This window comes from Campylobacter concisus (genome assembly GCF_902460595.1).
In the GTDB taxonomy this organism is placed as follows: domain Bacteria; phylum Campylobacterota; class Campylobacteria; order Campylobacterales; family Campylobacteraceae; genus Campylobacter_A; species Campylobacter_A concisus_BL.
In genome coordinates, this window is the sequence record NZ_CABPVA010000002.1 from 202,453 (window position 1) to 225,626 (window position 23,174).

Sequence of the window (23,174 nt, forward strand, 5' to 3'; positions counted from 1 at the left end):
ATCCAGAAATTTTAAGGCAAAGGAACTTTTTGCAAAAGAGAAATGATATCGTTTTTACCGAAGCAAACGGCACTGCGACCATAAAATTTGCAGGTGAGTTTAGCTACAAAGAGGCTAAAAATTTACAAAGCATTTTTAAAAAAATCCAAAAGCTTAACGGCAATATTAAATTTGACTTTAGCGAGCTAAAGAGTATTGATTACGCTGTTTTGATCCTTTTAAAAAACACGCTAAATGGCAAGAAATTTGAGATCATCACAAATGACGAGAAGATAAAGGCGATGGGCGAACTGCTAAATGACGAGAAGATCGACTTTAGATATATGCCACCGCACAATAGCCTAAATTTTTTCTCACGCCTCGGTGAGAAAATTTGTGAAGGTTTTGTAAATTTAGTTGAGTTTGGCTCGTTTTTGGGCGAGTTTTTGATAAAAAGCGTGAGGATTTTATTTAATCCTGCAAATTTAAGGTTTAGAGAATTTAGCAACTACATAAAAGATGGCGGTGTAAATGCCGTTTTTATCGTATCGCTCACCGCTTTTTTGATAGGCGTCGTGCTTGCATATCTTGGTAGTGCGATGCTTGCAAGCTTTGGGGCAAGTATATTTATAGTTGAGATCATGGGCATGCTAACGCTTAGAGAGGTGGCTCCGCTCATCGCTGCTATCGTTGTGGCGGGCAGGTCGGCCTCCAGCTTTACCGCTCAAATTGGCGCTATGAAGCTAACTGAGGAGATAGACGCGATGAAGACGATGGGTTTTGAGCCATTTAACTTCTTGGTCTTGCCTCGCATCATCGCCATGGTGCTTTGCGTGCCTGTCATCATCTTTATAGCTGACGGCATAAGCATTTTAGGGCAGATGATCATTTGTCAAACTATTCTTGACATCAGCTTTAGCGACTATCTCAATAGATTTCGCGAGATGGTCGAGCTTAGGCACTTTGCTGTTGGCATGATAAAAGCGCCGTTTTTTGGCGCTGTAATAGCGATCATTGGGTGCATGAGAGGGTTTGGCGTTAGTCAAAATGCCCAAAGCCTTGGAGCGATGACAACCGTTAGCGTTGTAAATGCGATATTTTGGGTCATCGCGCTTGATGCATTTTTTGCGATAATTTTTATGTGGCTAAAGATATGAACGAGATAATAGTTGGAAAAAACATAACGACAAGTTATGGCGATAAGATAATGCACGATAACGTGAGCTGGAGTGTCAAGGAGGCTGAAATTTACGGCTTCTTAGGCGGCAGTGGCGCTGGTAAAACCACACTTATGAAGACGATGATATATCTAAAAAAGCCAAGCAAGGGAGATATATTTTTTGATGGCGTAAATATGTGGAAAAGTAGCCCCAAAGAACAGCAAGAGATCAAGCTAAAAAGCGGGACGATGTTTCAGTTTGGAGCGCTTTTTAGCTCGATGACGATACTTGATAATGTGGGCGTTTTACTCCATGAGTACTCTAAATTTAACAAGCGTCAGATCGATGAGATAGCGATGTTTTGGATACAAAAAGTTGGGCTTAAAAAAGAGGTATCAATGCTTTATCCAAGCGAGCTAAGTGGCGGTATGAAAAAGCGTGCCGCGCTTGCAAGAGCCTTAGTGCTAAGCCCTAGGGTGCTATTTTTGGACGAGCCAAACAGCGGCCTTGATCCAGTTAGCTCACGCCAGATGGACGCGCTCATAAAAGAGCTTCGTGATAGCATCGGCGTAACAGTCGTCATGGTGACGCATGATGCTGATAGCATTTTTGATATTTTGGATAGATTTTTGATAATAGATAACAAAAAGATAGCCTTTGAGGGAGATATAAAAGAGCTTGAACATCTTGAAAATAACCCGCTTGAAGAGCTATTTAAAATGAGGAAAAAGTAGATGGAAAATAGAAATTCTTATACCATTGTTGGCATGTTTTTCATAGCCTGCCTTACAGCATTTGCGATATTTATCTGGTGGATGACTAGCAAAAATAACACAAAAGTTGATTTTAAGGAGTATTACATCCACACAAGCGAGCTGCCAAGCGGATTAAAGGTGGATTCTACGGTTAAATTTATAGGCGTGCCAGCTGGAAGCGTTAGCGATATAAATTTTGTCGATGATAAAAATGCTCTTATAAACATCACGATGAAGATAAGAGAGGATCTGCCTATCAAGGCTGATAGCGTGGCAAGCATCGAAGTTCAGGCTATTAGTGGCGTGGCTAGTATAAATATAAGCCGAGGTACGAAGGATTTTAAACCAGGCGATAAGCCTATATTGCAGCTTGAAGAGAGCCTTCTTTCAAAGCTTGGAAACAACGCTGAAAACATCACTTTAAAAATAAATCAAACCCTTGATAAGGTTGATGGCTTTTTCTCGGCTGAAAATATCTCTCACATCGAGTCGATCCTAAGAAATATCGATAAATTTACACAGGTTTTAACCGATGAAAATGGTCTAAGCGAGGTTGATAGCATCGTTAAAAATGTAAAAAATTTCACCGATAGTTTAAACAAAACTGACACAAAAGAGCTTGCTAAAAATTTAAACACGCTAATAGCAAGTGCAAATTCAGTTTTCAAATCAGCAAATTCAGCCGTCACTGGATATAGCTCGCTTCAAGACATCGTCACTCAAAAGGTAAAAAACGGCGAGTATGACCTTAGAAACACGCTCTCGCCGCTGCTTAGAGAGGCTAGCGATTTTTTAAATGGATTTGACAAGACGCTTCGTGAGTTTAGGGGTGCGCTTCAAAGACTTGAGGACAATCCTTACGAGTTTTTCTTTACAAATCCAGTGCCAAATACAGATAAAAAGGACAAAAAATGAGAAATTTGATATACGCTGCGGCTGCATTTTTATTTTTTGGCTGCTCGCTAAAGACCGACGTACCACAAGCTACGATGTATGAGATACACTACTCAAATAAGGAGTGCTCGGCTGAAAACAAGCAAAAAGAGCTAAAAAATGTCTTCATCGAAAACGTGAGCGCCCTTGATATGGTCGATACCAGAAAGATCCTAATCGTCGCTGAAAATAATAAGATAAGATACTTGAGCGACGCTAAATTTGTCTCTGAGCCAAGCGAGATGGTCTATAAGTCGCTCGTAAAAGGGCTTTACTCAAACTGCGCTGCAAAGCCGATATTTTCGCCAAATGCAAAGGATCTTAGGCTAAAAGTTAGCATCATATCACTGCAAATAAGAGGCGACAAGGCCGAAGTTTCGCTAGCTTACGAGCTATTTAACGCAAACACCTCGCTAAAATCAGGCATGATCACAAAAGAAATTTTCTGCCCAGATCCAAGCTCAAGCACTATTTTTGAAACGATAAATAAGGCTGCAAATTTAGCTATCGATACTTTAATCTCTGAAATAATCTACTAAAATTTTCTTAAATTTTTTGGCTGTGAAAGATTAAATTTACAGCCAAAAATAGCTTATTTTAAAGACCTTTTGTTATAATGCGGCTTTAAAATACGGAGAATTAATGAAGAAAATTTTAATAATCGCAGATGGAGCTTTTGCAAGAAATTTTTTAAGCAGACTTCTTGGAGCAAAGTCAAATTTACACCACTACATCGTTGTTTCAAACGAAGACCTTAGCCAAAAGGCAAATTATGAAAATTTCACATTTTATCAGTTTGACCCAACAAGCCTTTCAAAGCTAAAGAGCATAAGCGACGGCTATTTTAGCCAGTTTTGTATCGTAAGCAACAATGAAAAAGAGGCGGTTGCTATTTATGAAAATTTAAGACAGATCAGCACAAAGACAGAGACCATTTTTATGAACTCATGGGAGCTTGATGAAAAGTGCAAGGAGACTTTTGCAAGTGATAAGCATCTAAGCGTGGTTGATATCAGAGATATCGCAGCTTCAAGGCTCATGGACTATCTGCCAGATATGCCTGTATATGCTGATAATATCGGCTTTAGCGAGGGCGAGATCATGGAGGTTAAGGTGCCTATTGGCAGCTCATATATGTATCGTCACGTAAGCTCGATCGCTCAAAAAAGATGGCGGATAGCGCTTATTTACAGAGGTGCTGAGATCATCTTGCCAAAGCCAAATACAATGATTCAGCCAAGCGATATCTTGCTAATCGTTGGCGATCCAAACGTGCTTCAAAATGTTTATCGTTCGATAAAACGCGAAAGCGGGCAGTTTCCAAGTCCATTTGGTAGCAACATCTACACTTTAATAGATATGAGATCAATGAGTAAAGAGCGCGTTAGCAAGCTCATAAAAGATAGCCTATATGTGCATTCAAAGCTAAATAACAAACGCCTTATCTTTAGGGTGATAAATCCAACTTTAGGCGAAAATTTAGAGACGCTAAAGGCGATAAAAGAGAAAAATATCCTTGTTTTGATGGATTATTTTAACAGTGACAATAAATCGATAAAAGATGACGTTTTAAAGCACGACATCGGACTAATCATAAGCGATGATAGATACTTTTTTAAATTTCAAAAGCTATTTTATGAGCTTAAAATCCCAGTGCTAAAAACGGGTAAAATTTTGCTCTCGAAGGTAAAAGAGGGCGTGATACTTGGCGATCAAAGCCAAGAGGTCGAAAATCAATCAGCTGTCATCACAGACTGCTGCGCGCAGCTTGATTTGGAGATGAGATTTTACTATTTTGATAACAAACACAGCGATGACGAGGCGCTAAAAGAGCACTTTGAGAGCATTAGTACGCTCTTTTCAAAGCGCATAAAGATAGAAAATCACAGCCTCAAAAACCCGCTAGTGAAGCTAAAAGGTACAAATGATCTGCTTCATTTTGTGATGTTTAGCAAGAGCGTGGCAAATGGTAGCGCTTTTGCCTTTTTATCGACAAATTTAAATAGACTTTATAAAAAACTAAGCCAAAACGCACAGCTTTTTGTGCCAGTAAGTGAGTAGAAAATGCAGATAAATTTAAACCTTAAGGAAAAGGCGTCAAACTATAAAATTTATATAAATGAGCTTGAGAAGTTGGAGCTAAAAGGTAAGGTCGGTATCGTCACAAACGCCAAAGTTGCGGGGCTTCACCTTGAAAAGCTACTTAGCGTTTTAAAGTGCGATGAGAAATTTATAATAAGTGTGCCAGACGGCGAGGAGTATAAAAACCTTGAGACAATAGAGCAAATTTTAGAGCAGCTTTTTGTTAGTAAATTTGACCGCGCATCTACGCTCATAGCCCTTGGCGGTGGCGTCATAAGCGATATGACCGGCTTTGCGGCAAGCATTTATGAAAGAGGGATAAACTTCATAAATATCCCAACCACGCTTTTAGCGCAGGTAGATGCAAGTGTAGGCGGAAAAACGGGTATAAATAACAAATTTGGTAAAAATTTAATCGGCTCTTTTTATCAGCCAAAGGCAGTTTTTTGTGAGATAAATTTCTTAAAAACATTGCCAAAGAGAGAGTTTGCAGCTGGCGTGGCTGAGGCTTTAAAGATGGCGATAACATTTGATAAAGAGATGTTTAACTGGCTAAAGAGTGTAAATTTAGACGATGAAAACTTAGCTAAGCTAGTTGAAAAATCAATAAATTTAAAGGCTAGAGTGGTCGAGCAAGACGAGAAAGAAAAGGGGCTAAGAGCTATCCTAAACTACGGTCACACCTTTGCTCACGTCATAGAAAATGAGACAAATTACAAGGAATTTTTACACGGCGAAGCGGTGGCGATAGGTATGAATATGGCAAATCGCCTAAGCGTTAGACTAGGTCTCATGAGTGAGGCGCAGGCAGAAGAGATCAAGCAGGTTTTGGTGAAATTTGATCTGCCTGTAAGCTACAAAATAGAAAATGAATATGCATTTTACGAGGCGTTTTTTATGGATAAAAAGACAAAAGGTGATAAGATAAATTTCATCATCGCAGATAAAATCGGCAGTGCGATCATCAAAAATGACGTCAAAAAAGAGGACGTTTTAGAAACTTTGAGAGAATTTAAATGAAAAAGATCCTAGTTTTTCTACTTTTTTGCTTTGCACTTTATGCTGAAGAAAACGCTACACTTGAGCAAAATGTCTCACAAAATTTACAAAATAGCGAGCTTATAAAAGAAATTTCAAACCTAGATAACTCCCTAAAAAATAACATCTGGATCACAAGATACGCCAACTACAACACCTATCAAAAGCTTCTTGATGAGCTAGAGCAAAATGAAAATGAGCTTAAAAAGCTTGATAAAGGCTCAAAAAGAGGTGGCGATCTCATAAAGAGAAGTCAAACTCTAAAAGAGCAGATAAATTTGCTAAAAGAGTATGAGAAAACGCCATTTTCAAATATGCTAGCAGCACCAGAAATGGAGACGCCGCCTAGGATAAATAGCCCAGTTGCGCTAGTATCTGGCTTTTCATACATCAAAAAGATAAGAAGCGACAAGATCGAGTACCAAAGGCACATCAAAGAGCTTGACACCTTGCTTGAAAAGCTTGAAGCAAAAGAAAATTTGCTAAATAGACTAAATTTGATAGATGATAGCGAGCAAAATAGAGCAAGTCTAAACCTTGTAAAACAAGAGATAGGCGACTTCAAAGCAGCAAAACAGATCGCTGATACCACTTATAGCGTCTATGAAAAAAGGGCTGATGAAGCGATAAATTTGACGACCTCTGACATCAAGGCTCAGTTTTTAAGCATGGGCTACACAGCCATCGTCATCCTTCTAACGATCGGATTAACATTTATCGCTAAATTTATCGTTAAAAGAACGATCACGGATAACGAGAGATTTTACACTGTCAATAAATTTCTAAACGTGCTAAACATCACCGTTATCATCATAATCCTACTCTTTTCATACATCGAAAACGTCACGTATCTAGTAACCGTGCTAGGTTTTGCCTCAGCTGGTATCGCCATCGCGATGAAGGATATGTTTATGAGTATGCTTGGCTGGATGGTTATCATGTTTGGCGGCACGATCCACGTGGGAGACCGCGTAAGGGTCTATCACGACGGGAGCGAATTTGTGGGCGATGTGATAGACATTTCACTGCTTCGCCTAACCGTTTTTGAAGACGTTAGCTACTCAACTTATAAGACAAACCGCCGTGCAGGCAGGATCATCTTTGTGCCAAATAACTATATCTTTACAGACCTCATCGCAAACTACTCGCACTACGGCATGAAGACAGTTTGGGACGGCATAGATGTCGTGATAAGCTTTGATAGCAATCACAAAAAGGCAGCCTATCTAGCAAAAAATATAGTAAAAAAATATTCAAAAGGCTATACAGACATCGCAAAACGCCAGATGAACAAGCTAAGAAGCCAGTACAGCATCAAAAATCCAAATGTAGAGCCAAGAATTTATACATTTTTTGAGCCTTATGGCATCAATATCTCATGCTGGTATATGTCAAACTCATACGCCACGCTCGCTCTAAGAAGCACGATAAGCGCTGAGATAATCGAGGCATTTTTAGCTCACGATGATATAAAGATAGCTTACCCAACGCAAACTATGTTTATAGGCAAGAAAGAAACGCCAAGCGATCATGTAGCTCACGCTGAGCAAGAGGGTGAAAATATCTAATGCAAAAGATATTTTTTAAGACATTTGGATGCCGCACAAACATCTATGACACCGAGCTTTTAAAGAGCTACATAAAAGACTATGAGATCACAAACGACGAAGAGAGCGCTGATATCGTAGTCATAAACTCATGCACCGTGACAAACTCGGCTGATAGTGGGGTTAGAAACTATATAAATGGCGTAAAAAGACGTGGGGCAAAGGTCATACTAACAGGATGTGGCGCAGTTAGTAAGGGTAAGGAGCTGTTTGCAAGCGGCATTTTTGGCGTGCTTGGAGCTAGCAAAAAGAGTGATCTAAACGAGCTTTTAAAACAAGAAAAGCCCTTTTTTGAGCTTGGAAATTTAAACTCAGTCGATAAAAACATCGTAACAAACTACGAAAATCACACAAAGGCATTTATAAAAATTCAAGAGGGCTGCAACTTCAACTGCAGCTACTGCATCATCCCATCAGTGCGTGGCAGAGCTAGGAGTATGGACGAGGCGATGATCTTAAAAGAAGCTAGAATTTTAGCTCAAAATGGCTATAATGAGCTAGTACTGACTGGCACAAACATAGGCAGTTACGGCAAAGATACAAATAGCTCTCTTGGCAAACTGCTAGCAAATTTAGGCAAAATTTCAGGCATCAGACGCATAAGACTTGGCAGTATCGAGCCAAGCCAGATAGATGAGAGCTTTAGGGAAATTTTAAAAGAGGAGTGGCTGGAGCGCCATCTACACATCGCACTTCAGCACACGAGCCAGGCGATGCTAAAGATCATGCGCAGGAGAAACAACGCATTTAGCGACTTAGAGCTTTTTAATGAGCTAAGCTCACTTGGCTTTGCTTTGGGGACTGACTATATCGTGGGCCATCCAGGTGAGAGTGAAGAAATTTGGGCAGAGGCGGTGGAAAATTTCAAGAAATTTCCTATCACGCATTTGCACGCTTTTGTCTATTCGCCAAGGCGTGATACGCACTCAGCGACGCTAAAGAGTGATGTAAGCGGCGACGTGGCAAAGAGTAGGCTCAAAATTTTACAAGGCATAGCTTTGCAAAATAATGAAAATTTTAGAAAAAAACATAACGGGACTTTAAAAATTTTAGTCGAGCAAAAAAACGGTGACTTTTACGAGGGCTTTGACCAGTTTTACAACAAAGCTAAAATTTCTAGTCAAAACGACATAACAAAAGAGTGGTTGGAGGTAAGCGAATATGAAATTAAGCCAGATGCCAATTATGCAAAAATTTAAATTTAACAAGAAAAACATCCTGATAATAGCCGCTGTGGCTCTGATAATAGCGCTACTTTTTGCTGTGAGCAAAGAGCCACGAAACATCACCTACTCGCAATATAAGCAACTAATGGATGGAAATTTTATCGATAAAGCGGTCATCGACGAAGACGAGGTTATCCTCTATGCGCAAAATAACCGCTTTGCTATAACAAAAGAGGGCATAGACATAAAAGAGCTCATCAAAAAGGTCCCAGTCGAGCGAAGCGTGCAGTATATCACTCCTGGCATGGTCTGGGGAAGCATCATTTTTGTTTGCCTTGTGCTTTGGTACTCCTATATTTTTAGGGCTATTAAGAAAAAAGAGGAGAGCCTTTTAAACAAAAAAGACGGCGCTTTTGAGATAGAAAGCGTGCTAAACCAAAATGCGATGCCAGTTATCTCAAACGTGAGATTTAGCGATGTGGCAGGCATTAGCGAGGTGAAAAGCGAGCTTAGTGAGATAGTTGATTTTCTTAAAAATCCGCAAAAATATAGAAATTTTGGTATCAAAATGCCAAAAGGCGTGCTAATGATTGGCCCTCCGGGCGTTGGCAAGACGCTTGTGGCAAAGGCGGTTGCAGGTGAAGCCAATGTGCCGTTTTTTTACCAAAATGGCGCGAGTTTTGTGCAAATTTATGTCGGAATGGGCGCAAAAAGAGTTAGAGAGCTATTTAGTAGAGCCAAATCCTACGCGCCTTCAATCATCTTTATCGACGAGATAGACGCCGTTGGCAAGAGCAGGGGTGGTGCTAGAAACGACGAGCGAGAAGCCACACTCAATCAGCTGCTAACCGAGATGGACGGCTTTGAAGATAACTCAGGCGTCATCGTCATAGCTGCTACAAATAGGATCGAGATGATCGACGAGGCACTACTTAGATCGGGCCGCTTTGATAGGCGTATATTTTTATCAATGCCTGATTATAACGACAGGGTGGCGATCCTAAACACATATCTAAAAGATAAAAACTGCGAAGTGCCAGCTGAAGATATTGCTAGGATGAGCGTTGGCTTTTCTGGTGCAGCACTTAGCACGCTTGTAAATGAAGCTGCGATAAATGCCCTAAGAAACGGCGAGAGCGTCATAAAAATGAGGGACTTTGAAGCCGTTTTAAACAAGGTCTTGCTCGGCAAGAAAAAGGTGCTAAGCTACAGCGAGAGCGAGAAGAAAATTCAAGCTATCTATCAAGGCGCAAAGGCGCTAAGTGCCTACTGGTTTGATGTGAAATTTGAAAAAATTTCGCTCATAGAAGACCGCTTTATGGCGACTGAGCAAGAGATCGAGTCAAAGTCCCAGATGTTCTCACGCATAAAGGTGCTTATCTCTGGCATGTGCAAGCTTGAGATAGATGAGAACGACATCTTTTCAAACTCAAGTAACGATCTAAATTTAGCAAAAGAGATCGCTTCAAAGATGGTTTATGAGTATGGCATGGGCAACTCTTTCGTGCCAAATCCAAACGACGTGGAAGAAATTTTAAAGCAGGCAAAAGAGGAGATAATCTCCTTTTTAAAGGGCACAAACGAGCAAATCGCAAGGATAAGCTCATATCTGCTTGCTTATGAAAGTGTGGATAAAGAGACGCTTGCTAAAATTTTAAATGAAAACTACTAATAAAGGAGAAAAAATGAAAGCAAAAATAGGAATTCTGACTATGTCAGATCGCGCAAGTGAGGGCACATACGAGGACAAATCAGGTCCAGCGATCAAAGAGGTACTTGAAGGTTGGATAGTAAGCGAGAGAGAGTATTTTTACGAGGTGATCCCAGATGAGCTTGATCTCATAAAAGAGAGGCTAGTGCACATGGTAGACGTGCTAGGATGCGACCTTGTACTAACGACTGGAGGTACAGGACCAGCTGTAAGAGACGTCACGCCAGAGGCTACTGAGGCGGTTTGTGAGAAGATGATGCCAGGCTTTGGCGAGTTAATGAGAGCTGCAAGCTTAAAATACGTCCCAACAGCGATCCTCTCACGTCAAACAGCAGGTATCAGAGGCCACGCGCTCATCATAAATTTACCAGGTCAGCCAAAAGCGATAAAAGAGTGCTTGGAGCCTGTATTTCCAGCGGTACCATACTGCATCGATCTTATAGAGGGTGCATTTATCGAGACCGATGAAAACGTGATGAAAGTTTTCCGCCCAAAACAAAAGAAAATCTCGTAAATGGGTTTGAGAGATAGCCTAAATTTAAAAGCCACTGCCTTTGCAAATAGGTGGTGACTTGTTATTAAAATTTGGCTTGTTTTCTCTTTTTTATCCTATGCGCTAGCATATTATTTTGAGTTAGAGGTTTTTGGCTTTATCTCGGCCATTTCTATCTTTGGCTGTGTTTGCCTGCTAGCCTTTAGCTCACTTCTTTGATTTATCGCTAGCCTTGTATTTTTACAACCCTTGGTATTTTTACTACTTGAAAAATTTGATGAAAGTATTACTGTTTATGCTTTAGCCTGCGCAATTTGGCTGCTTGGCTGGATCACTTTGTCGCTTGTGGTAGATGATAAATTTGCAAGACTGGGAAATGACATCTTGCTAAAGATCTCTCGCATAGTTTTTGTTGGCGAGTTTGCCTTGCTATATTTTTTTAACTACAACAGCAGCCTTGACATAGAGACTTTAATAAAGTCAAATTTGACAAAGTCGCTGCTTTTAGTGCTAAACTCCTATATGCTGCCATCGCTTGTGACGCTACTTATATTTGATATAAAAACATATATCGCTAGTAAAAATGAGTAAAATTTTATGTATTATTTTGCATAATTTAAACTAAATTTAGCAGTTTTTGCTCTCTGCTATCTTTTTTATAGGCTCTATATCGCCATTCATTGCTAGGCTCATAAAGCAAATTCCGCTTGCGCCAGCTTTTATAGCTTCTTTGTAGTTCCCACTATCTAGTCCGCCAAGTGCGTAAATTTCTTTGTCTAAGCTTTTTAGCTCGCTTATAAAATTTACTCCTTTTGGCTCTAAGCCCGCCTTGCAAGAGGTGGCAAATATATGAGAAGCAACGAGCATGTCAGCGATAGAGGCTGAAATTCTAGCCTGCTCTAGATCATGAGCTGGGGCGTAAATTTTAGCTGTTTTTCTAAATTCATCTAAAAAAACGGCGTGATTTTTAAAAAAATCAAGCTGTGTTGAAGTGAGCCAAAAGTCGCTATTTAGCTTGCAAGCTACGTCAAAAAATTGATTAATGATAAATTTCTTGCGGTAGTTTTCACAAATTTGAGCCACAACCCTAGCAAGATCGTAAAAATCAGCCTCGCTTAGACCCTTTGCACGAAGCAAAATTTCATCCACGCCAGCCTTGCAAAGTAGCTGTATCCTCTTTAAAAAGTCATCGCCCTCATAGCTTTCAAAATCAGCCACGCAGAGAATTTTAAACATAGACATACTCGCTCATCAAGGGCTCTAAGCCGTTTGCTTTTATCATTGCTTTTATCTCATTCACGCTTCTGTCGTCGCTTATTTCAAACTGCTCATCGCCCTTTTTCTCTTCGCCGTGAGCGCCGATGCTCACTTTTACGCCAGCGCTTATTTTGTTTGTGGCGATCTTTACGGCGTTATCGCGAAATTTCGCCTTTTCTCTGGTTGAGATCGTTATGCTAGCTGTTGGCATGAAAATTCTATAAGCGCAGATCACTTGCAAAAGCTCGCGTTCGCCCACATCGCGAGGATTGATGCGGTCGTTGTTTATGATAGGGCGAAGTCTTGGGCATGAAAATGCGATCTCAGCGTGCGGATATTTTTTTTGAACCAAGCTTGCGTGCAGTGCGGTCGCAAAGGCGTCAAGTCTAAAGTCATCTATGCCAAGAAGTGCCGCAAAACCAACCCCTCTCATGCCTCCAAGAAGCGCTCGCTCTTGCGCATTTAGGCGGTATGGGAAGATCCTTTTATTGCCGCCAAGGTGGATTTTTTCGTATTTTGTGGGACTGTAGGTCTCTTGAAAGACGGTCACGTAGTCTGCGCCACTTTTGTGAAGTAGGGCGTAGCCGTCTGAATTTAATGGGTAAATTTCAACCCCAACGACTTTAAAAAATTTCTTTGCTAAAGCGCAGGCGTTTGCGATGTAGGCGACACTTGAGTTGGTCTCGCTCTCACCAGTTAGGATCAAAATTTCTTCCAAGCCGCTCTTTGAAATTTCTCTTAGCTCTCTTGTGATCTCCTCGTCGCTTAGCTTTGCTCTTTTTATCTTGTTGTTAGCGTTAAAACCGCAATAAACACAGAGATTATCGCAGTAGTTTGCTATGTAAAGCGGGGTAAAAAGCGTGATGTTTGAACCAAAATTTGCCCTTGTTTTTGCCTGAGCGAGCTGGGCTATTGGCTCTAAAAATGGCACTGCTGCAGGCGAGAGTAGGGCTTTTAAATTTTCAAGCGAGCAGTGCTTTGCATTAAGAGCTGCTTTTACGTCAGCCTCGGTGTAAATTTCAGGCTTGTAATTCGCTCGCTCTTTTAAAATCTCATCCATAATGTCGCTGCCAACATCCTGCATGTGAGGTAGCAGCTGCATGTGGTCGGTTCTTGTAAATTTCATCAGTCTAAAAATCCAGTGAGTGGTGATGAGGCATTTGCGCTTTTGCTCTTTGCGCCAAGCCCTGCTAGATAGGCGTTGCGACCAGCGATAATAGCCTCTTTGAAGGCTCTTGCCATGAGCGGGATATTTTTAGATGAGGCGATAGCTGTGTTTGCCATGATCGCAGCCGCCCCCATCTCCATCGCTTCGCACGCTTGTGAGGGCCTGCCAATGCCAGCATCAACTATGATCTGCGTATCAAGCTCGTTTATCAAAATTTCAATGATATCTTTAAAAACTAGCCCCTGATTTGAGCCGATTGGCGCAGCTAAAGGCATGATACAACTTGCTCCCGCACTTAGCATCGCTCTTGCGGCGTTTAGATCTGGAAACATATATGGCATCGGCACAAAGCCGTCATTTGCCAAGGCTTCGCACGCTTTTATGGTTTCAACGTTGTCTGGAAAGAGAAATTTAGAGTCAGTGATGATCTCTATCTTAACAAGCTCGCCGCATCCAAGCTCACGTGCGAGCTGGGCGATACGAACGGCCTCTTTGGCGTTTCTAGCGCCACTTGTGTTTGGCAATAGCGTCACGCCTTTTGGGATAAAGTCAAGTATATTGCGCTCTTTGCTCTCGTTTATGCGCCTAAGAGCAAGCGTTAGGATCTGCGCTCCAGCCTCGTTTATGGCTGAGTCGATGAGCTCGTGCGAGTACTTGCCAGAGCCAAGGATAAAGCGGCTTTGAAACTCCTTGCCGCCAAGGATCAAGCTATCACTTTGCACTTACGCCTCCAAGCCCATAAGTAGCCTAATAGCTAAATTTGCCTCATGATTTGCGCAGATCGCAACGCGTGGCGCCATGAGCCCTTGACCGATCTTTGCTTCATTTGTGAGGTCGCCACAAAGATAGACATTTTTGGCAAATTTTATGGTTTTTATGAGATTTGAGCTAAAGTATCCTGCCATGCCAGAGGCGCCGATAATTTTTTTCTCTTTTAAGCTAGCTCCAGCTTCGTTTAGTATCATCGCCTTGCCAGCGACGTTGTCAAAGGCTTCGCATAAAATTTCACACTCGCCAAAGACGCTAGCTACGTTTTTTTCATCCAAAAATATATCGTGAGCCTCGACCTCGACAAAGGGATTGACGTCATTTATCAGCTCTTTAAGCGCCTGCGTCTTTTTCAAGCCGATGTGGCGGACGAAATACTGCTGGCGGTTTAGGTTGCTTGGCTCAACGACGTCAAAGTCGGCAAGCACTAGCTTTTTTACGCCAACTCTTGCAAGACTTAGGGCGATATTTGAGCCAAGGCCGCCAAGTCCAGCCACGCCGACCACGGCTTTACTTAGGGCTAAATTTAGCTCAGGGCTGTTTCGTGAGGCGATCATAGAGCGTAAAACTTCACGCTCAGGCATCACGCCACGCCTTATAAATACGACATTTGAGCCATCTTTTAGCTCGCTATCTTCTTTTATAGCAAAGCCATCAACGATAAAAATGTCCGGCTTTGTTGCGTTAAATTTCTCCAAAAATTTGTAAATTTGGCTATTTTTATCGCCAAGAGCAAGCTCTTTTAACTCGCTAAGGTTTTTTGCTGGCACTTTAAATTTTGTGCCATTTAAAACTATCTCTATCATTTTCTCCTCATCCACCGCCAACTAAAGTGACGATCTCATAAGCTTTGGCCTCGCTCATGAAGTGCTCACTCCAAAGCTTTTTTGGCAAAATTTCTCCGTCTCGCTCAAGGGCTATAAATTTAAGCTCATAGCCATTTTGTGCTAAAAAATCATAAACGTTTATATCGTTTTCAAGCTCGAAAATTTTGCCATTTACTCTAAATTTGATCATTAAATTTTGTAGCTTTTTACAAAATTTGCGATCCTCTCGATCGCTCTTTTTATGCTCTCGATGTCTGTCGCAAAAGAAATTCTAAAATATCCATCCATGCCAAAGCCAACTCCTGGCACGGTCGCTACATTTACCTCTTCAAGCATCTTTTTGCAAAACCTAAGTGAGTCGCCATCTACCTCTTTGCATTTTACAAATAGATAAAATGCGCCATCAGGCTTAACTACGCTTAACCCAGGGATAGCATTTATCATCTCAACTGCCACATCGCGTCTTCTTTCATACTCTTTTCTCATATTTTCGATATCGTCATCAGTTTCGCCAAGAAGTGACGGGATAGCGCCTATTTGCACGATCGAGCTAATGTTGCTTGTGCTTTGGCTTTGAAGCTTTTTGATGCCAGCAATTAGCCAGTCCATCGAGCTTGCGATATAGCCAAATCTCCAGCCAGGCATCGCGCCACATTTGCTTAGTCCATTTATCGTGACCGTTCTTTTGAAAAGATCCTCGCTCACTGAGGCTACTGCGTGAAATTTCTTGCCGTAGATCACTTTTTCATAAATTTCATCGCTTGTGATGATGATGTCAGTGCCCTTTAAAACCTCTCCAAATGCCGCGATCTCCTCTTTTGTATATACAGCTCCAGTTGGATTTGTTGGGTGATTTAGCGAAAAGACCTTTGTTTTTGGTGTGATCGCTTTTTTTAGCTGCTCGGCTGTGACTTTGAAATTTGTGCTCTCGTCCGCCTCGATAAAGACAGGCACGCCGCCACAAAATTTAACGATCTCAGGGTAGCTCACCCAGTATGGAGATGGGATGATGACCTCGTCGCCTGGGTTGATAAGCGCTTGAAATACATTAAAAAGTGAGTGTTTTGCGCCGATGTTTGTGACGATTTGATTTGCTTTGTAGTCAAGCCCATTATCTCTTTTTAACTTTGCTCTAATGGCATCAATGACCTCAGGCAAACCTGGTACTGGCGTGTATTTGCCGCTTTTGCTATCGTTATCAAGTGCATTTTTTACAGCTTCTCTTATCTTTTTTGGAGTCATAAAGTCAGGCTCACCAGCTGAAAGTGAGATCACGTCGATGCCAGCAGCCTTCATCTCTTTGGCTTTTGTGCTGATCGCGATTGTGATTGACTCGCTTAATGTTTGCATTCTGTTTGCTAGTTGCATTTTCGTCCTTTTTAGTTGATTGTCTTTAAGTAGCTATTATCATTTAAAAATAGATAAAGTTCGCCCAAAATTTGCTTCTTTTGTGTTTCGTTTATCAGAGTTGATTTCTCTAAGCGCTCATTTAGAGTGTCTTGGATCTCGTAGATATCGTAGTCCATGTCCTCCATGATATCAAGGATCGACTGGCTCTCTAGTAAATTTGTGATCTTGTAGCCATCGCTTGTTATCTCCACGGTAGCTTCTGTTGGATGAGTAAAGAGATTGTGCTTCATGCCGATCACCTCTTGATATGCGCCAACTAGGAAAAATCCCAAGAAATAATCCTCCTTCTCCACATCCACGTCGTGCAAAAGTAGCGGATTTTTCTCGTCATCATAGCTGATCTCGCCGTCGCTATCGCAAGTGATATCCCAGATCGAAGCTGGCAGGGTAGGGCGCTCATCTAGCCTGTCAAGTGGCATGATAGGGAAATTTTGCTTTAGTCCCCAAAAGTCTGGCAAGCTTTGAAAGATCGAGAAATTTAGCAGGTATCTCTCTTGAACCTCTTTTTGAATTTTAGTTAGATCGCTTGAGTTGCTCTTGTTGCCAAGCATCACGACAGCCTTTTTGCTAATGAGCCTTAAAAGCACCTCTGCGTTTGACCTATCTTGTAGATCGACATAGCCTAGATCAAAGAGTGTAAGGATGCTCTCAGTGTGGTGGATGGCGTCGTGCAGGTACTCTAGGGCGTTTGAAGGCTTGATTGATTTATAAAGATCAACTAGCTCGGTTATTAAATTTGGATTATTTTTCTTTAAATTTAACTTCTCTTCGGTGTATTCTTGAGAAAATAGCTCAAGCACAGGAGCGACCAAAAGCGCGTGAGAAGCGGCGATGTAGCGACCTGACTCTATGAAAATATCTGGTTCGATCTCCTTTTTTTGCTCACTTATGGTTTTTAGCATATAAACAACGTCGTTTGCGTATTCGTTTAGCGTATAGTTTCTGCTGCTCTCCTCTTTAAACTGCGAGTATTCAATCGCTAGACCGCCGCCCAAATTTATCGCTTTTAAATTTGTTGCGCCCATTTTTCTAAGCTCAGCGTAGATGTTGCCAGCCTCGATGAGTGCCTTTTTAAGAGGGTGGATCTCGCTTATTTGAGAGCCGATGTGAAAGTGTATCATCGTGAAATTTTCAAGTAAATTTGCCTTTTTTAGCATCTTTACAGCTTCTATTAGTTCGGTTGATGTTAGGCCAAATTTAGAGTGTATGCCTCCACTTTTTGCCCAGAGCCCCGATCCAGTCGAGTGTAGTCTCACTCTAAGTCCGATCTTTGGTTTTGGTTTAAAGCGCTCTTTTGCGATGGCGATAATCGCTTCAAGCTCGTTTAAGCCCTCGATCGTTAGCGTGATGTTATGCCCCATTTCTGCGGCGATGAAGCCTATATTTATCATCTCTTTATCTTTAAAGCCATTTACCGTTATAGGCGCTTTGTCGTTGTTATAAGCCATAGTTAGAAGTAACTCAGCCTTGCTACCAGCCTCAAGGCCGTAGTTATAGGGCTTGCCAAGGCGTACTAGGTTTTTTACAAAGCCAGGATATTGATTGACCTTAAGCGGGAAAACGGCGTTAAAACTGCCTTTGTAGGCAAACTCTTTCTTTGCCTTTGCAAAGCTTGCGTGGATCTGCTCGATCTGTTTTTGGATAAGGTGCGGAAAGCGAAGTAGTAGCGGCCCTCTGTAGCCATCGTCTCTTATCTCTTTTACGATATCGATGATCGCTGGCTTGCTAGCTTCGTTTATGCAGACTTTGCCGTCTTCTATCACAAAATTTGAATTGCCCCAAATGCTAAGTCCAAAATCATTCATCCCAGCTCCTTTTCAAGCTCATCTAAATTTATCGTTTTTTCATCTTTGGTCTCTAAATTTTTATACCAAATTTTATTCTCTTTCATCTCATTTTCGCCCACGCAAAGGAAAATTTTTGCATTTTTATTGTCGGCATTTTGCAAATGTTTTTGAAGTTTTTTGGCTTCATAAGAAATTTCAACCTGATATTTTTTGCGAAGTTTTGAGCCAAGATTATAGATAAAATCAACATTCGCCGCATCAAGCGCGCAAAGATAAACTCCGTCTCGCTCATCACCAGCTTCACCTAAAATTTCCATTATCCTCTCAACGCCCATCGCAAAGCCAACGCCATAACTTGCTCTACCGCCAAGATACTCGACCAGCCTATCGTATCTGCCGCCACCTGCGACCGCACTTTGTGAGCCGATCTCGTTGCTGATAAACTCAAACGCCGTCTTGCAGTAGTAGTCTAGCCCACGAACGAGCTTAGTGTCTATCTCAAATTTAACGCCATTTGCCGTTAAAATTTCTTGCAGTTTTGCAAAATCAGCCTGCGCCTCATCGCTTAAGCTATCAGTTATGACTGGGGCGTTTTTATAAATTTCTTGGCAGCTTTCTATCTTGCAGTCAAGCACGCGGATAGGGTTTAAGAGCTTGCGTCTTTTGCAGTCCTCGCAAATTTTTTCACTGTTTTCATCTAGAAATTTAACAAGTTTTTCTTTGTAAGACTTCATCGAGCTCTCGTCGCCAAGTGAGTTTATTTTTAGGGTTGTTTTGATGTTTAGCCTGTTAAAAATTTCGCTCACCATCAAGATAATGCTCGCATCCTCATAGACGCTGCCCTCGCCAAAACACTCACAGCCAAACTGGTGAAACTCCCTTAAGCGGCCTTTTTGTGGGCGCTCATAGCGAAACATCGAGCCATGATAAAAGCAGCGTTTTGTCACATTTGCTCTGTCAAGTTTTGCCTCGATAAAGGCTCTAACGACGCCAGCTGTGCCTTCAGGGCGCAAGCAAACGTCGTTGCCGCCTTTGTCTTCAAACTGATACATCTCTTTGCCAACGATGTCGCTACTCTCACCGACACTTCTTTTAAAAAGCGCCGTCTCCTCGAGGTGCGGGGTCAAAATTTGCTCATATCCGTAGTTTTTTGCGACTTCCTCGCAGGTTTTGATTATCTGTGCGTAAAGTTTTGCGCGAGCTGGAAGCATATCTTTCATGCCACGAAGTGCCGTTATCATCGCATTATCCTTTTTATTTTTTTGTGATTTTACTTAAAATTTATAAAATTTTCTATCTCTTTTGAAATTAGCTCTATGCTTTTAGATGCGTCTATAAAAAGCGTTTCAAAGCTATTTTTGATGAGAATTTGCTTCATCAGGCTTTGCACTTTAAAAAGATACTCTAGCCCACGAGCCTCGATCTTATCGCTGGTGCCTCTTGCTTTTAGGCGCGAGCTTATTAGCTCACGGCTTGCTTCAAAAAAGACGATCTTGTCTGCAAATTTATCATTTAGTGCAAATTTATTAAGCTCTAAAAGCACGTTTTCATCTAAGCTTTCATCATTTGCCAAAGCGTAGGCGATGCCAGAGATAAAGCCTCTGTCGCTTAAAATCAATTTGCCTAAATTTGGAGCGACCAGCTTTTCAAAATGCTCAGCCCTATCAGCCAAAAAGAGTAAAATTTCAGCCCTTTTGCCTATTTTGATGCTTGAGCTTAGTAAAATTTCACGTAAATTTTCACCAAGCTTTGTGCCACCTGGCTCTTTTGTGACGATGGCATCACTAAATTTAGAAGCTAAAATTTCTATCTGCGTGCTCTTGCCAACGCCGTCAATGCCTTCAAACAAAACATACATTTTACGCCTTTAAATTTTTAAGAATTTTTGCTGGCACTAGGTTGCTCACATCGCCGTCGTGGCGCAAGACTGAGCGGACGATCGAGCTTGAGATGAAGGCGTTATTTAAGCTTGGCATAAGATAAACCGTCTCAAATTCGTCCCAGAGTGCAGCGTTTGCGTAGCCGATTTGTAGCTCATACTCGAAGTCACTAACCGCACGAAGCCCCCTGATGACGGTGTTTATGCCGTGCGATTTAGCAAAATCAACCAGCAAGTTATCAAAGCCAAGAACGCTTACATTTTTTAGATCGCAAACTGCCTCTTTTGCCATCTCTATGCGCTTTTCATGTGCGAACATTGGCTGCTTGCTATCACTTTTTGCAACTGCGACGATTACCTTGTCAAAAATTTTTGTAGCTCTTATGATAACGTCTAAATGGCCGTTTGTTATGGGGTCAAAGGTCCCTGGATAGATGCAAGATTTTTTCAAATTTGCCACCTTTTGTAAAGATTATTTTCGATTTTTAAGGCATCAAGCCACTTGCCGATGATGAAATTTTCCATATCAAGAAGGCTCTTTATGCCTGCGTAGTAGCCTAAAACTGGCGGAGCGATGGTAGCTCCAAGAGATGAGAGCAGCTGCATCTGTGAAAGCGCGATCGTAGAAAATGGCATCTCTCTAACGCCCAAAACTAGGGTTTGCCTCTCTTTTAGCGCAACACTTGCAGCCCTTGTGATGAGCGTGTCGCTTATGCCATTTGCAACTTTTGCTAGAGTGTTGGTAGAGCAGGGCGCTATGATCATCGCATCCGTGCCAAATGAGCCAGAGGCTGGACCTGCACCAAGGTCTTGATCATCATAAATTTTTACGCCAATATTGTCTAAATTTAGCCTCAAATTTTCTTCAGCCTCTAAAACTTTCATAGCATTTTTACTAACTATGACATGCGCCTCACAGCTATCTTTTGCGGCACTTATTAGCTTTAGAAAAAGCCCAGCCCCGCTTGCTCCAGTGGCTGCAAAAACTACCTTTTTCATCTGATAACTGCCTCGTCTTTACCTGAAACTGTGGCCTGTAAAATTTTATTTTCTCTTGTTCTTATCTTTATCATATCGCCTAAATTTCCATCCTCAAGCGCCTTTACCTCGGCAATTATCTTGACGCCACCTTCGCTTAAAACTGCGTTTAGCATTTGACCTTTTTTGACTAAACTAATGGCGTTAAACTGACGTTTTGTTAAAATTTCTCCGCTTCTTATCTGCATTTTTGTGACAAGAGTTGAGGCGCTAAGTCCAAAGAGTGCATCACGCGGCCATTTGCTAAACTCGATCATCGTTGGTTGATAGTCAAGCAAGCTTAAAATGTGGTTTGTGTTCATTGAGTTTATAGCGATAAAAACTGGCATTTTGGCGTTAAAACTAAATTTAAAATAAAGGCTTTTCAAACTTAGATCAACGTCCTCAAATGAGGCTCTAAAGACGCCTTTTTGGCTATTTTGATCGTTTAAAAATATATTTTTAAAAACTAAGTCTTTAAAATTTGCAGGGAGTTTGTTTTGCGGACTGATGCTAAGATCGCTCACGCTAATGCCTGGGTACTCGTTGCTGATCTCTCTTAGAAATTGCATCTGAATTTCATCCATGATAGAGCAGTTTTTTACAAAAGCTACGCTGCCGCCGCTTTTATCATTATATGTTTTAAAATTTGCTGTTAGAATTTCATAGAGTTTTTTGCTATCTATCTTGGCAGCTCTTTTGCTATCTAAGTTTAAAATTTCATTGTCTTCGCCTTCAAAGCCAAAAGTACTGAGTGAAATTTGATCATTTACGACGCAATACATCGGATAGATGCTGACTTCATTTGCAAAAAGTTTTGTGGAAAGTAAAAAAATGAGTATAAAAAAGATGGAGCGGGAAACGAGATTCGAACTCGCGACCCCAACCTTGGCAAGGTTGTGCTCTACCCCTGAGCTATTCCCGCAATCAAAATGAAGTCCGCATTTTATCAGATTGTTTTTCATTTGTCAAGGATTATGGAAGTTTTATGAGTGAAATTTCACTATTTTGTAAAATTTCACCTTGATCAGGGCTAGTTATCAACACAAAATCACTCTTTAATATATGATTTATCATGCCTGAGCCATATTTTCCGCCGTCAGTTGCTATAAATTTACCATCAGCTACATTGCCAAAAACCGCATTTGCTCTGCCTGATTTTACCTTTAAATTTTCGCTATTTATAGCTTTTTGCGTCACAAAACACTCGCTTTTTAGAAGTGGCAAAACAAGCATCATCGTGCAAAGATAAGCAGCCATAGGGTTGCCAGGCAAGATAAAAACAAGCCTGCCATCTTTTTCATAAGCCTTGCAAGGTCTGCCAGGTCTTATGTCAAGGTGCGAGAAAATTTCGTTGTATCCAAGCTCACTTAGGGCTATCTTCATAAAGTCAGCCTCACCAGCGCTCGCTCCACCAGAGCAGATAACGATATCGTAGTTTGCAGCGTTTAAAAATGCCTGTTTTACAGCGCTTAGATCATCTTTTATGATGCCAAGATATGAGCTTTTTTGACCGATTGAGCTTAAAAGTGCGGTGATGCCAAGTGCGTTTGCATTGTAAATTTCATCCTCGCTAGCTCTTTGCCAAGGCTCAATGATTTCGTTGCCACTTGAGTAAATTCCAACACTAGGTTGCTTTTTCACATCTATAAAGCTTATGCCCTGAGCTGCTAGCATCATCACACTTCTTGTATTTAAAATTTCGCCACTTTTTAGCAAAATTTCACCAACCTTTGTCTCTTCGCCTTTAAAGCGGTAAGCTTCGCCTTTTTTAAGCTTAGCTGGCGCTTTTACAAACTCACCCTCAACCACGCAATCTTCAAACCTCATGACCGTGTCAGCGCCTTTTGGCATCTTTGCACCTGTCATTATCTTCACGCACTCGTTTTTGCCGATAGCTAGCTGCTCTTTATCGCCTGCAAAGGCACTTGCGATGATCTTATAAGGTTCATCTTTCTCATCAAATTTAACAGCAAAGCCATCAAGCGCTGAGTTATCAAAGCAGGGCAGGTCTTTGACCGCTATGACGTCATTTGCTAAGGTTTTGCCAAGAGCCTCGCTTATGGGTAAAATTTCACTCTCATTTTTTGGTTTAAATTTAGCTTTTAAAGCCTCAAGTGCGTCATTTACTAGCATT

The 23,174-nt window shown here is 41.3% G+C and carries 24 protein-coding genes and 1 tRNA gene; 11 read left to right on the forward strand and 14 right to left on the reverse strand.

Annotation, left to right across the window (positions count from 1 at the left end; genetic code table 11):
- Positions 1-29 precede the first annotated feature (29 nt).
- The 11 genes from F3G86_RS05740 to F3G86_RS10475 all read left to right on the forward strand — a co-directional run bounded on the left by F3G86_RS05740 (position 30) and on the right by F3G86_RS10475 (position 11,515).
- Positions 30-1,136 carry an MlaE family ABC transporter permease gene (locus tag F3G86_RS05740; RefSeq protein WP_149723276.1) on the forward strand — a complete coding sequence of 369 codons (1,107 nt, stop codon included), beginning with the start codon at positions 30-32 and terminating at the stop codon, positions 1,134-1,136.
- Positions 1,133-1,873, forward strand: coding sequence for an ABC transporter ATP-binding protein (locus F3G86_RS05745; protein ID WP_149723277.1), 741 nt, complete (start codon positions 1,133-1,135; stop codon positions 1,871-1,873). The genes F3G86_RS05740 and F3G86_RS05745 overlap by 4 nt, the downstream gene beginning before the upstream one ends.
- Positions 1,874-2,809, forward strand: a complete 936-nt coding sequence (locus F3G86_RS05750) for an MlaD family protein (protein ID WP_148786852.1) — start codon at positions 1,874-1,876, stop codon at positions 2,807-2,809.
- Positions 2,806-3,366 (forward strand): ABC-type transport auxiliary lipoprotein family protein, encoded by a 561-nt coding sequence (locus F3G86_RS05755; protein ID WP_149723278.1) that lies wholly within the window; start codon positions 2,806-2,808, stop codon positions 3,364-3,366. The genes F3G86_RS05750 and F3G86_RS05755 overlap by 4 nt, the downstream gene beginning before the upstream one ends.
- 103 nt (positions 3,367-3,469) lie before the next feature.
- A complete protein-coding gene (locus tag F3G86_RS05760; protein WP_149723279.1) occupies positions 3,470-4,888 on the forward strand; it encodes a COG3400 family protein in 1,419 nt (472 codons plus the stop codon).
- A gap of 3 nt (positions 4,889-4,891) precedes the next feature.
- Positions 4,892-5,929 carry a 3-dehydroquinate synthase gene (aroB, locus tag F3G86_RS05765; protein ID WP_149723280.1) on the forward strand — a complete coding sequence of 346 codons (1,038 nt, stop codon included), beginning with the start codon at positions 4,892-4,894 and terminating at the stop codon, positions 5,927-5,929.
- Positions 5,926-7,515, forward strand: a complete 1,590-nt coding sequence (locus F3G86_RS05770; RefSeq protein ID WP_103573081.1) for a mechanosensitive ion channel domain-containing protein — start codon at positions 5,926-5,928, stop codon at positions 7,513-7,515. Before aroB ends, F3G86_RS05770 begins: the two co-directional genes overlap by 4 nt.
- On the forward strand, positions 7,515-8,753 hold the full coding sequence (mtaB, locus tag F3G86_RS05775) for a tRNA (N(6)-L-threonylcarbamoyladenosine(37)-C(2))-methylthiotransferase MtaB (RefSeq protein ID WP_149723281.1): 1,239 nt from the start codon (positions 7,515-7,517) through the stop codon (positions 8,751-8,753). The genes F3G86_RS05770 and mtaB overlap by 1 nt, the downstream gene beginning before the upstream one ends.
- Positions 8,740-10,392, forward strand: coding sequence for an ATP-dependent metallopeptidase FtsH/Yme1/Tma family protein (locus F3G86_RS05780; RefSeq protein ID WP_149723331.1), 1,653 nt, complete (start codon positions 8,740-8,742; stop codon positions 10,390-10,392). Before mtaB ends, F3G86_RS05780 begins: the two co-directional genes overlap by 14 nt.
- A 13-nt stretch (positions 10,393-10,405) precedes the next feature.
- Entirely contained in the window at positions 10,406-10,945 is a 540-nt protein-coding gene (mog, locus tag F3G86_RS05785; RefSeq protein WP_149723282.1) for a molybdopterin adenylyltransferase, read from the forward strand.
- Positions 10,946-11,173: 228 nt separating this feature from the next.
- Positions 11,174-11,515: a hypothetical protein gene (locus tag F3G86_RS10475; RefSeq protein WP_188116430.1), complete on the forward strand. Its 342-nt coding sequence runs from the start codon at positions 11,174-11,176 to the stop codon at positions 11,513-11,515.
- A 36-nt stretch (positions 11,516-11,551) separates the two neighbouring features.
- On the opposite strand, the gene F3G86_RS05795 is transcribed toward F3G86_RS10475, so the two are convergent.
- The 14 genes from F3G86_RS05795 to F3G86_RS05860 all read right to left on the reverse strand — a co-directional run bounded on the left by F3G86_RS05795 (position 11,552) and on the right by F3G86_RS05860 (position 23,173).
- Positions 11,552-12,160: a thiamine phosphate synthase gene (locus tag F3G86_RS05795; protein WP_149723332.1), complete on the reverse strand. Its 609-nt coding sequence runs from the start codon at positions 12,158-12,160 to the stop codon at positions 11,552-11,554.
- Complete coding sequence (thiH, locus tag F3G86_RS05800; RefSeq protein WP_149723283.1) at positions 12,153-13,307, reverse strand: 2-iminoacetate synthase ThiH; 1,155 nt, start codon at positions 13,305-13,307, stop codon at positions 12,153-12,155. Before thiH ends, F3G86_RS05795 begins: the two co-directional genes overlap by 8 nt.
- Positions 13,307-14,071, reverse strand: a complete 765-nt coding sequence (locus F3G86_RS05805; RefSeq protein ID WP_149723284.1) for a thiazole synthase — start codon at positions 14,069-14,071, stop codon at positions 13,307-13,309. The genes thiH and F3G86_RS05805 overlap by 1 nt, the downstream gene beginning before the upstream one ends.
- Positions 14,072-14,923, reverse strand: a complete 852-nt coding sequence (thiF, locus tag F3G86_RS05810; RefSeq protein WP_149723285.1) for a sulfur carrier protein ThiS adenylyltransferase ThiF — start codon at positions 14,921-14,923, stop codon at positions 14,072-14,074.
- Between the two features lie 7 nt (positions 14,924-14,930).
- Positions 14,931-15,134 carry a sulfur carrier protein ThiS gene (gene thiS / locus F3G86_RS05815; protein WP_149723286.1) on the reverse strand — a complete coding sequence of 68 codons (204 nt, stop codon included), beginning with the start codon at positions 15,132-15,134 and terminating at the stop codon, positions 14,931-14,933.
- Positions 15,134-16,312: a pyridoxal phosphate-dependent aminotransferase gene (locus F3G86_RS05820; RefSeq protein WP_149723287.1), complete on the reverse strand. Its 1,179-nt coding sequence runs from the start codon at positions 16,310-16,312 to the stop codon at positions 15,134-15,136. Before F3G86_RS05820 ends, thiS begins: the two co-directional genes overlap by 1 nt.
- An 11-nt stretch (positions 16,313-16,323) precedes the next feature.
- Positions 16,324-18,159, reverse strand: a complete 1,836-nt coding sequence (gene speA, locus F3G86_RS05825; RefSeq protein ID WP_103558040.1) for a biosynthetic arginine decarboxylase — start codon at positions 18,157-18,159, stop codon at positions 16,324-16,326.
- Entirely contained in the window at positions 18,156-19,382 is a 1,227-nt protein-coding gene (gene hisS, locus F3G86_RS05830) for a histidine--tRNA ligase (protein WP_149723288.1), read from the reverse strand. Before hisS ends, speA begins: the two co-directional genes overlap by 4 nt.
- Before the next feature lie 29 nt (positions 19,383-19,411).
- Positions 19,412-19,999: a dTMP kinase gene (tmk, locus tag F3G86_RS05835; protein ID WP_149723289.1), complete on the reverse strand. Its 588-nt coding sequence runs from the start codon at positions 19,997-19,999 to the stop codon at positions 19,412-19,414.
- Position 20,000: 1 nt separating this feature from the next.
- Entirely contained in the window at positions 20,001-20,471 is a 471-nt protein-coding gene (gene coaD, locus F3G86_RS05840) for a pantetheine-phosphate adenylyltransferase (RefSeq protein ID WP_021092340.1), read from the reverse strand.
- The gene (locus F3G86_RS05845) at positions 20,468-21,019 is read right to left on the reverse strand and encodes a UbiX family flavin prenyltransferase (RefSeq protein ID WP_149723290.1); all 552 of its coding nucleotides are present in this window, start codon (positions 21,017-21,019) and stop codon (positions 20,468-20,470) included. The genes coaD and F3G86_RS05845 overlap by 4 nt, the downstream gene beginning before the upstream one ends.
- Positions 21,016-21,822: a flagellar basal body P-ring formation chaperone FlgA gene (flgA, locus tag F3G86_RS05850; protein ID WP_107916751.1), complete on the reverse strand. Its 807-nt coding sequence runs from the start codon at positions 21,820-21,822 to the stop codon at positions 21,016-21,018. The genes F3G86_RS05845 and flgA overlap by 4 nt, the downstream gene beginning before the upstream one ends.
- A 65-nt stretch (positions 21,823-21,887) precedes the next feature.
- Positions 21,888-21,962, reverse strand: a tRNA-Gly gene (locus F3G86_RS05855).
- A gap of 50 nt (positions 21,963-22,012) precedes the next feature.
- A complete protein-coding gene (locus F3G86_RS05860) occupies positions 22,013-23,173 on the reverse strand; it encodes a molybdopterin molybdotransferase MoeA (RefSeq protein WP_149723291.1) in 1,161 nt (386 codons plus the stop codon).
- Position 23,174: the final 1 nt, after the last annotated feature.

What these genes read in the sequence shown, in the direction of transcription:
- F3G86_RS05845 (WP_149723290.1), bottom strand. Translation starts at nt 21,019, where the DNA reads ATGAAAAAGGTAGTTTTTGCAGCCACTGGAGCAAGCGGGGCTGGGCTT.
- hisS (WP_149723288.1), bottom strand. Translation starts at nt 19,382, where the DNA reads ATGATAACGGCACTTCGTGGCATGAAAGATATGCTTCCAGCTCGCGCA.
- F3G86_RS05860 (WP_149723291.1), bottom strand. Translation starts at nt 23,173, where the DNA reads ATGCTAGTAAATGACGCACTTGAGGCTTTAAAAGCTAAATTTAAACCA.
- thiS (WP_149723286.1), bottom strand. Translation starts at nt 15,134, where the DNA reads ATGATCAAATTTAGAGTAAATGGCAAAATTTTCGAGCTTGAAAACGAT.
- thiF (WP_149723285.1), bottom strand. Translation starts at nt 14,923, where the DNA reads ATGATAGAGATAGTTTTAAATGGCACAAAATTTAAAGTGCCAGCAAAA.
- thiH (WP_149723283.1), bottom strand. Translation starts at nt 13,307, where the DNA reads ATGAAATTTACAAGAACCGACCACATGCAGCTGCTACCTCACATGCAG.
- aroB (WP_149723280.1), top strand. Translation starts at nt 4,892, where the DNA reads ATGCAGATAAATTTAAACCTTAAGGAAAAGGCGTCAAACTATAAAATT.
- F3G86_RS05750 (WP_148786852.1), top strand. Translation starts at nt 1,874, where the DNA reads ATGGAAAATAGAAATTCTTATACCATTGTTGGCATGTTTTTCATAGCC.
- F3G86_RS05760 (WP_149723279.1), top strand. Translation starts at nt 3,470, where the DNA reads ATGAAGAAAATTTTAATAATCGCAGATGGAGCTTTTGCAAGAAATTTT.
- F3G86_RS05770 (WP_103573081.1), top strand. Translation starts at nt 5,926, where the DNA reads ATGAAAAAGATCCTAGTTTTTCTACTTTTTTGCTTTGCACTTTATGCT.
- flgA (WP_107916751.1), bottom strand. Translation starts at nt 21,822, where the DNA reads ATGTATTGCGTCGTAAATGATCAAATTTCACTCAGTACTTTTGGCTTT.
- F3G86_RS05795 (WP_149723332.1), bottom strand. Translation starts at nt 12,160, where the DNA reads ATGTTTAAAATTCTCTGCGTGGCTGATTTTGAAAGCTATGAGGGCGAT.
- F3G86_RS05745 (WP_149723277.1), top strand. Translation starts at nt 1,133, where the DNA reads ATGAACGAGATAATAGTTGGAAAAAACATAACGACAAGTTATGGCGAT.
- mog (WP_149723282.1), top strand. Translation starts at nt 10,406, where the DNA reads ATGAAAGCAAAAATAGGAATTCTGACTATGTCAGATCGCGCAAGTGAG.
- F3G86_RS05820 (WP_149723287.1), bottom strand. Translation starts at nt 16,312, where the DNA reads ATGCAACTAGCAAACAGAATGCAAACATTAAGCGAGTCAATCACAATC.
- F3G86_RS05780 (WP_149723331.1), top strand. Translation starts at nt 8,740, where the DNA reads ATGCAAAAATTTAAATTTAACAAGAAAAACATCCTGATAATAGCCGCT.
- mtaB (WP_149723281.1), top strand. Translation starts at nt 7,515, where the DNA reads ATGCAAAAGATATTTTTTAAGACATTTGGATGCCGCACAAACATCTAT.
- F3G86_RS05755 (WP_149723278.1), top strand. Translation starts at nt 2,806, where the DNA reads ATGAGAAATTTGATATACGCTGCGGCTGCATTTTTATTTTTTGGCTGC.
- speA (WP_103558040.1), bottom strand. Translation starts at nt 18,159, where the DNA reads ATGAATGATTTTGGACTTAGCATTTGGGGCAATTCAAATTTTGTGATA.
- tmk (WP_149723289.1), bottom strand. Translation starts at nt 19,999, where the DNA reads ATGTATGTTTTGTTTGAAGGCATTGACGGCGTTGGCAAGAGCACGCAG.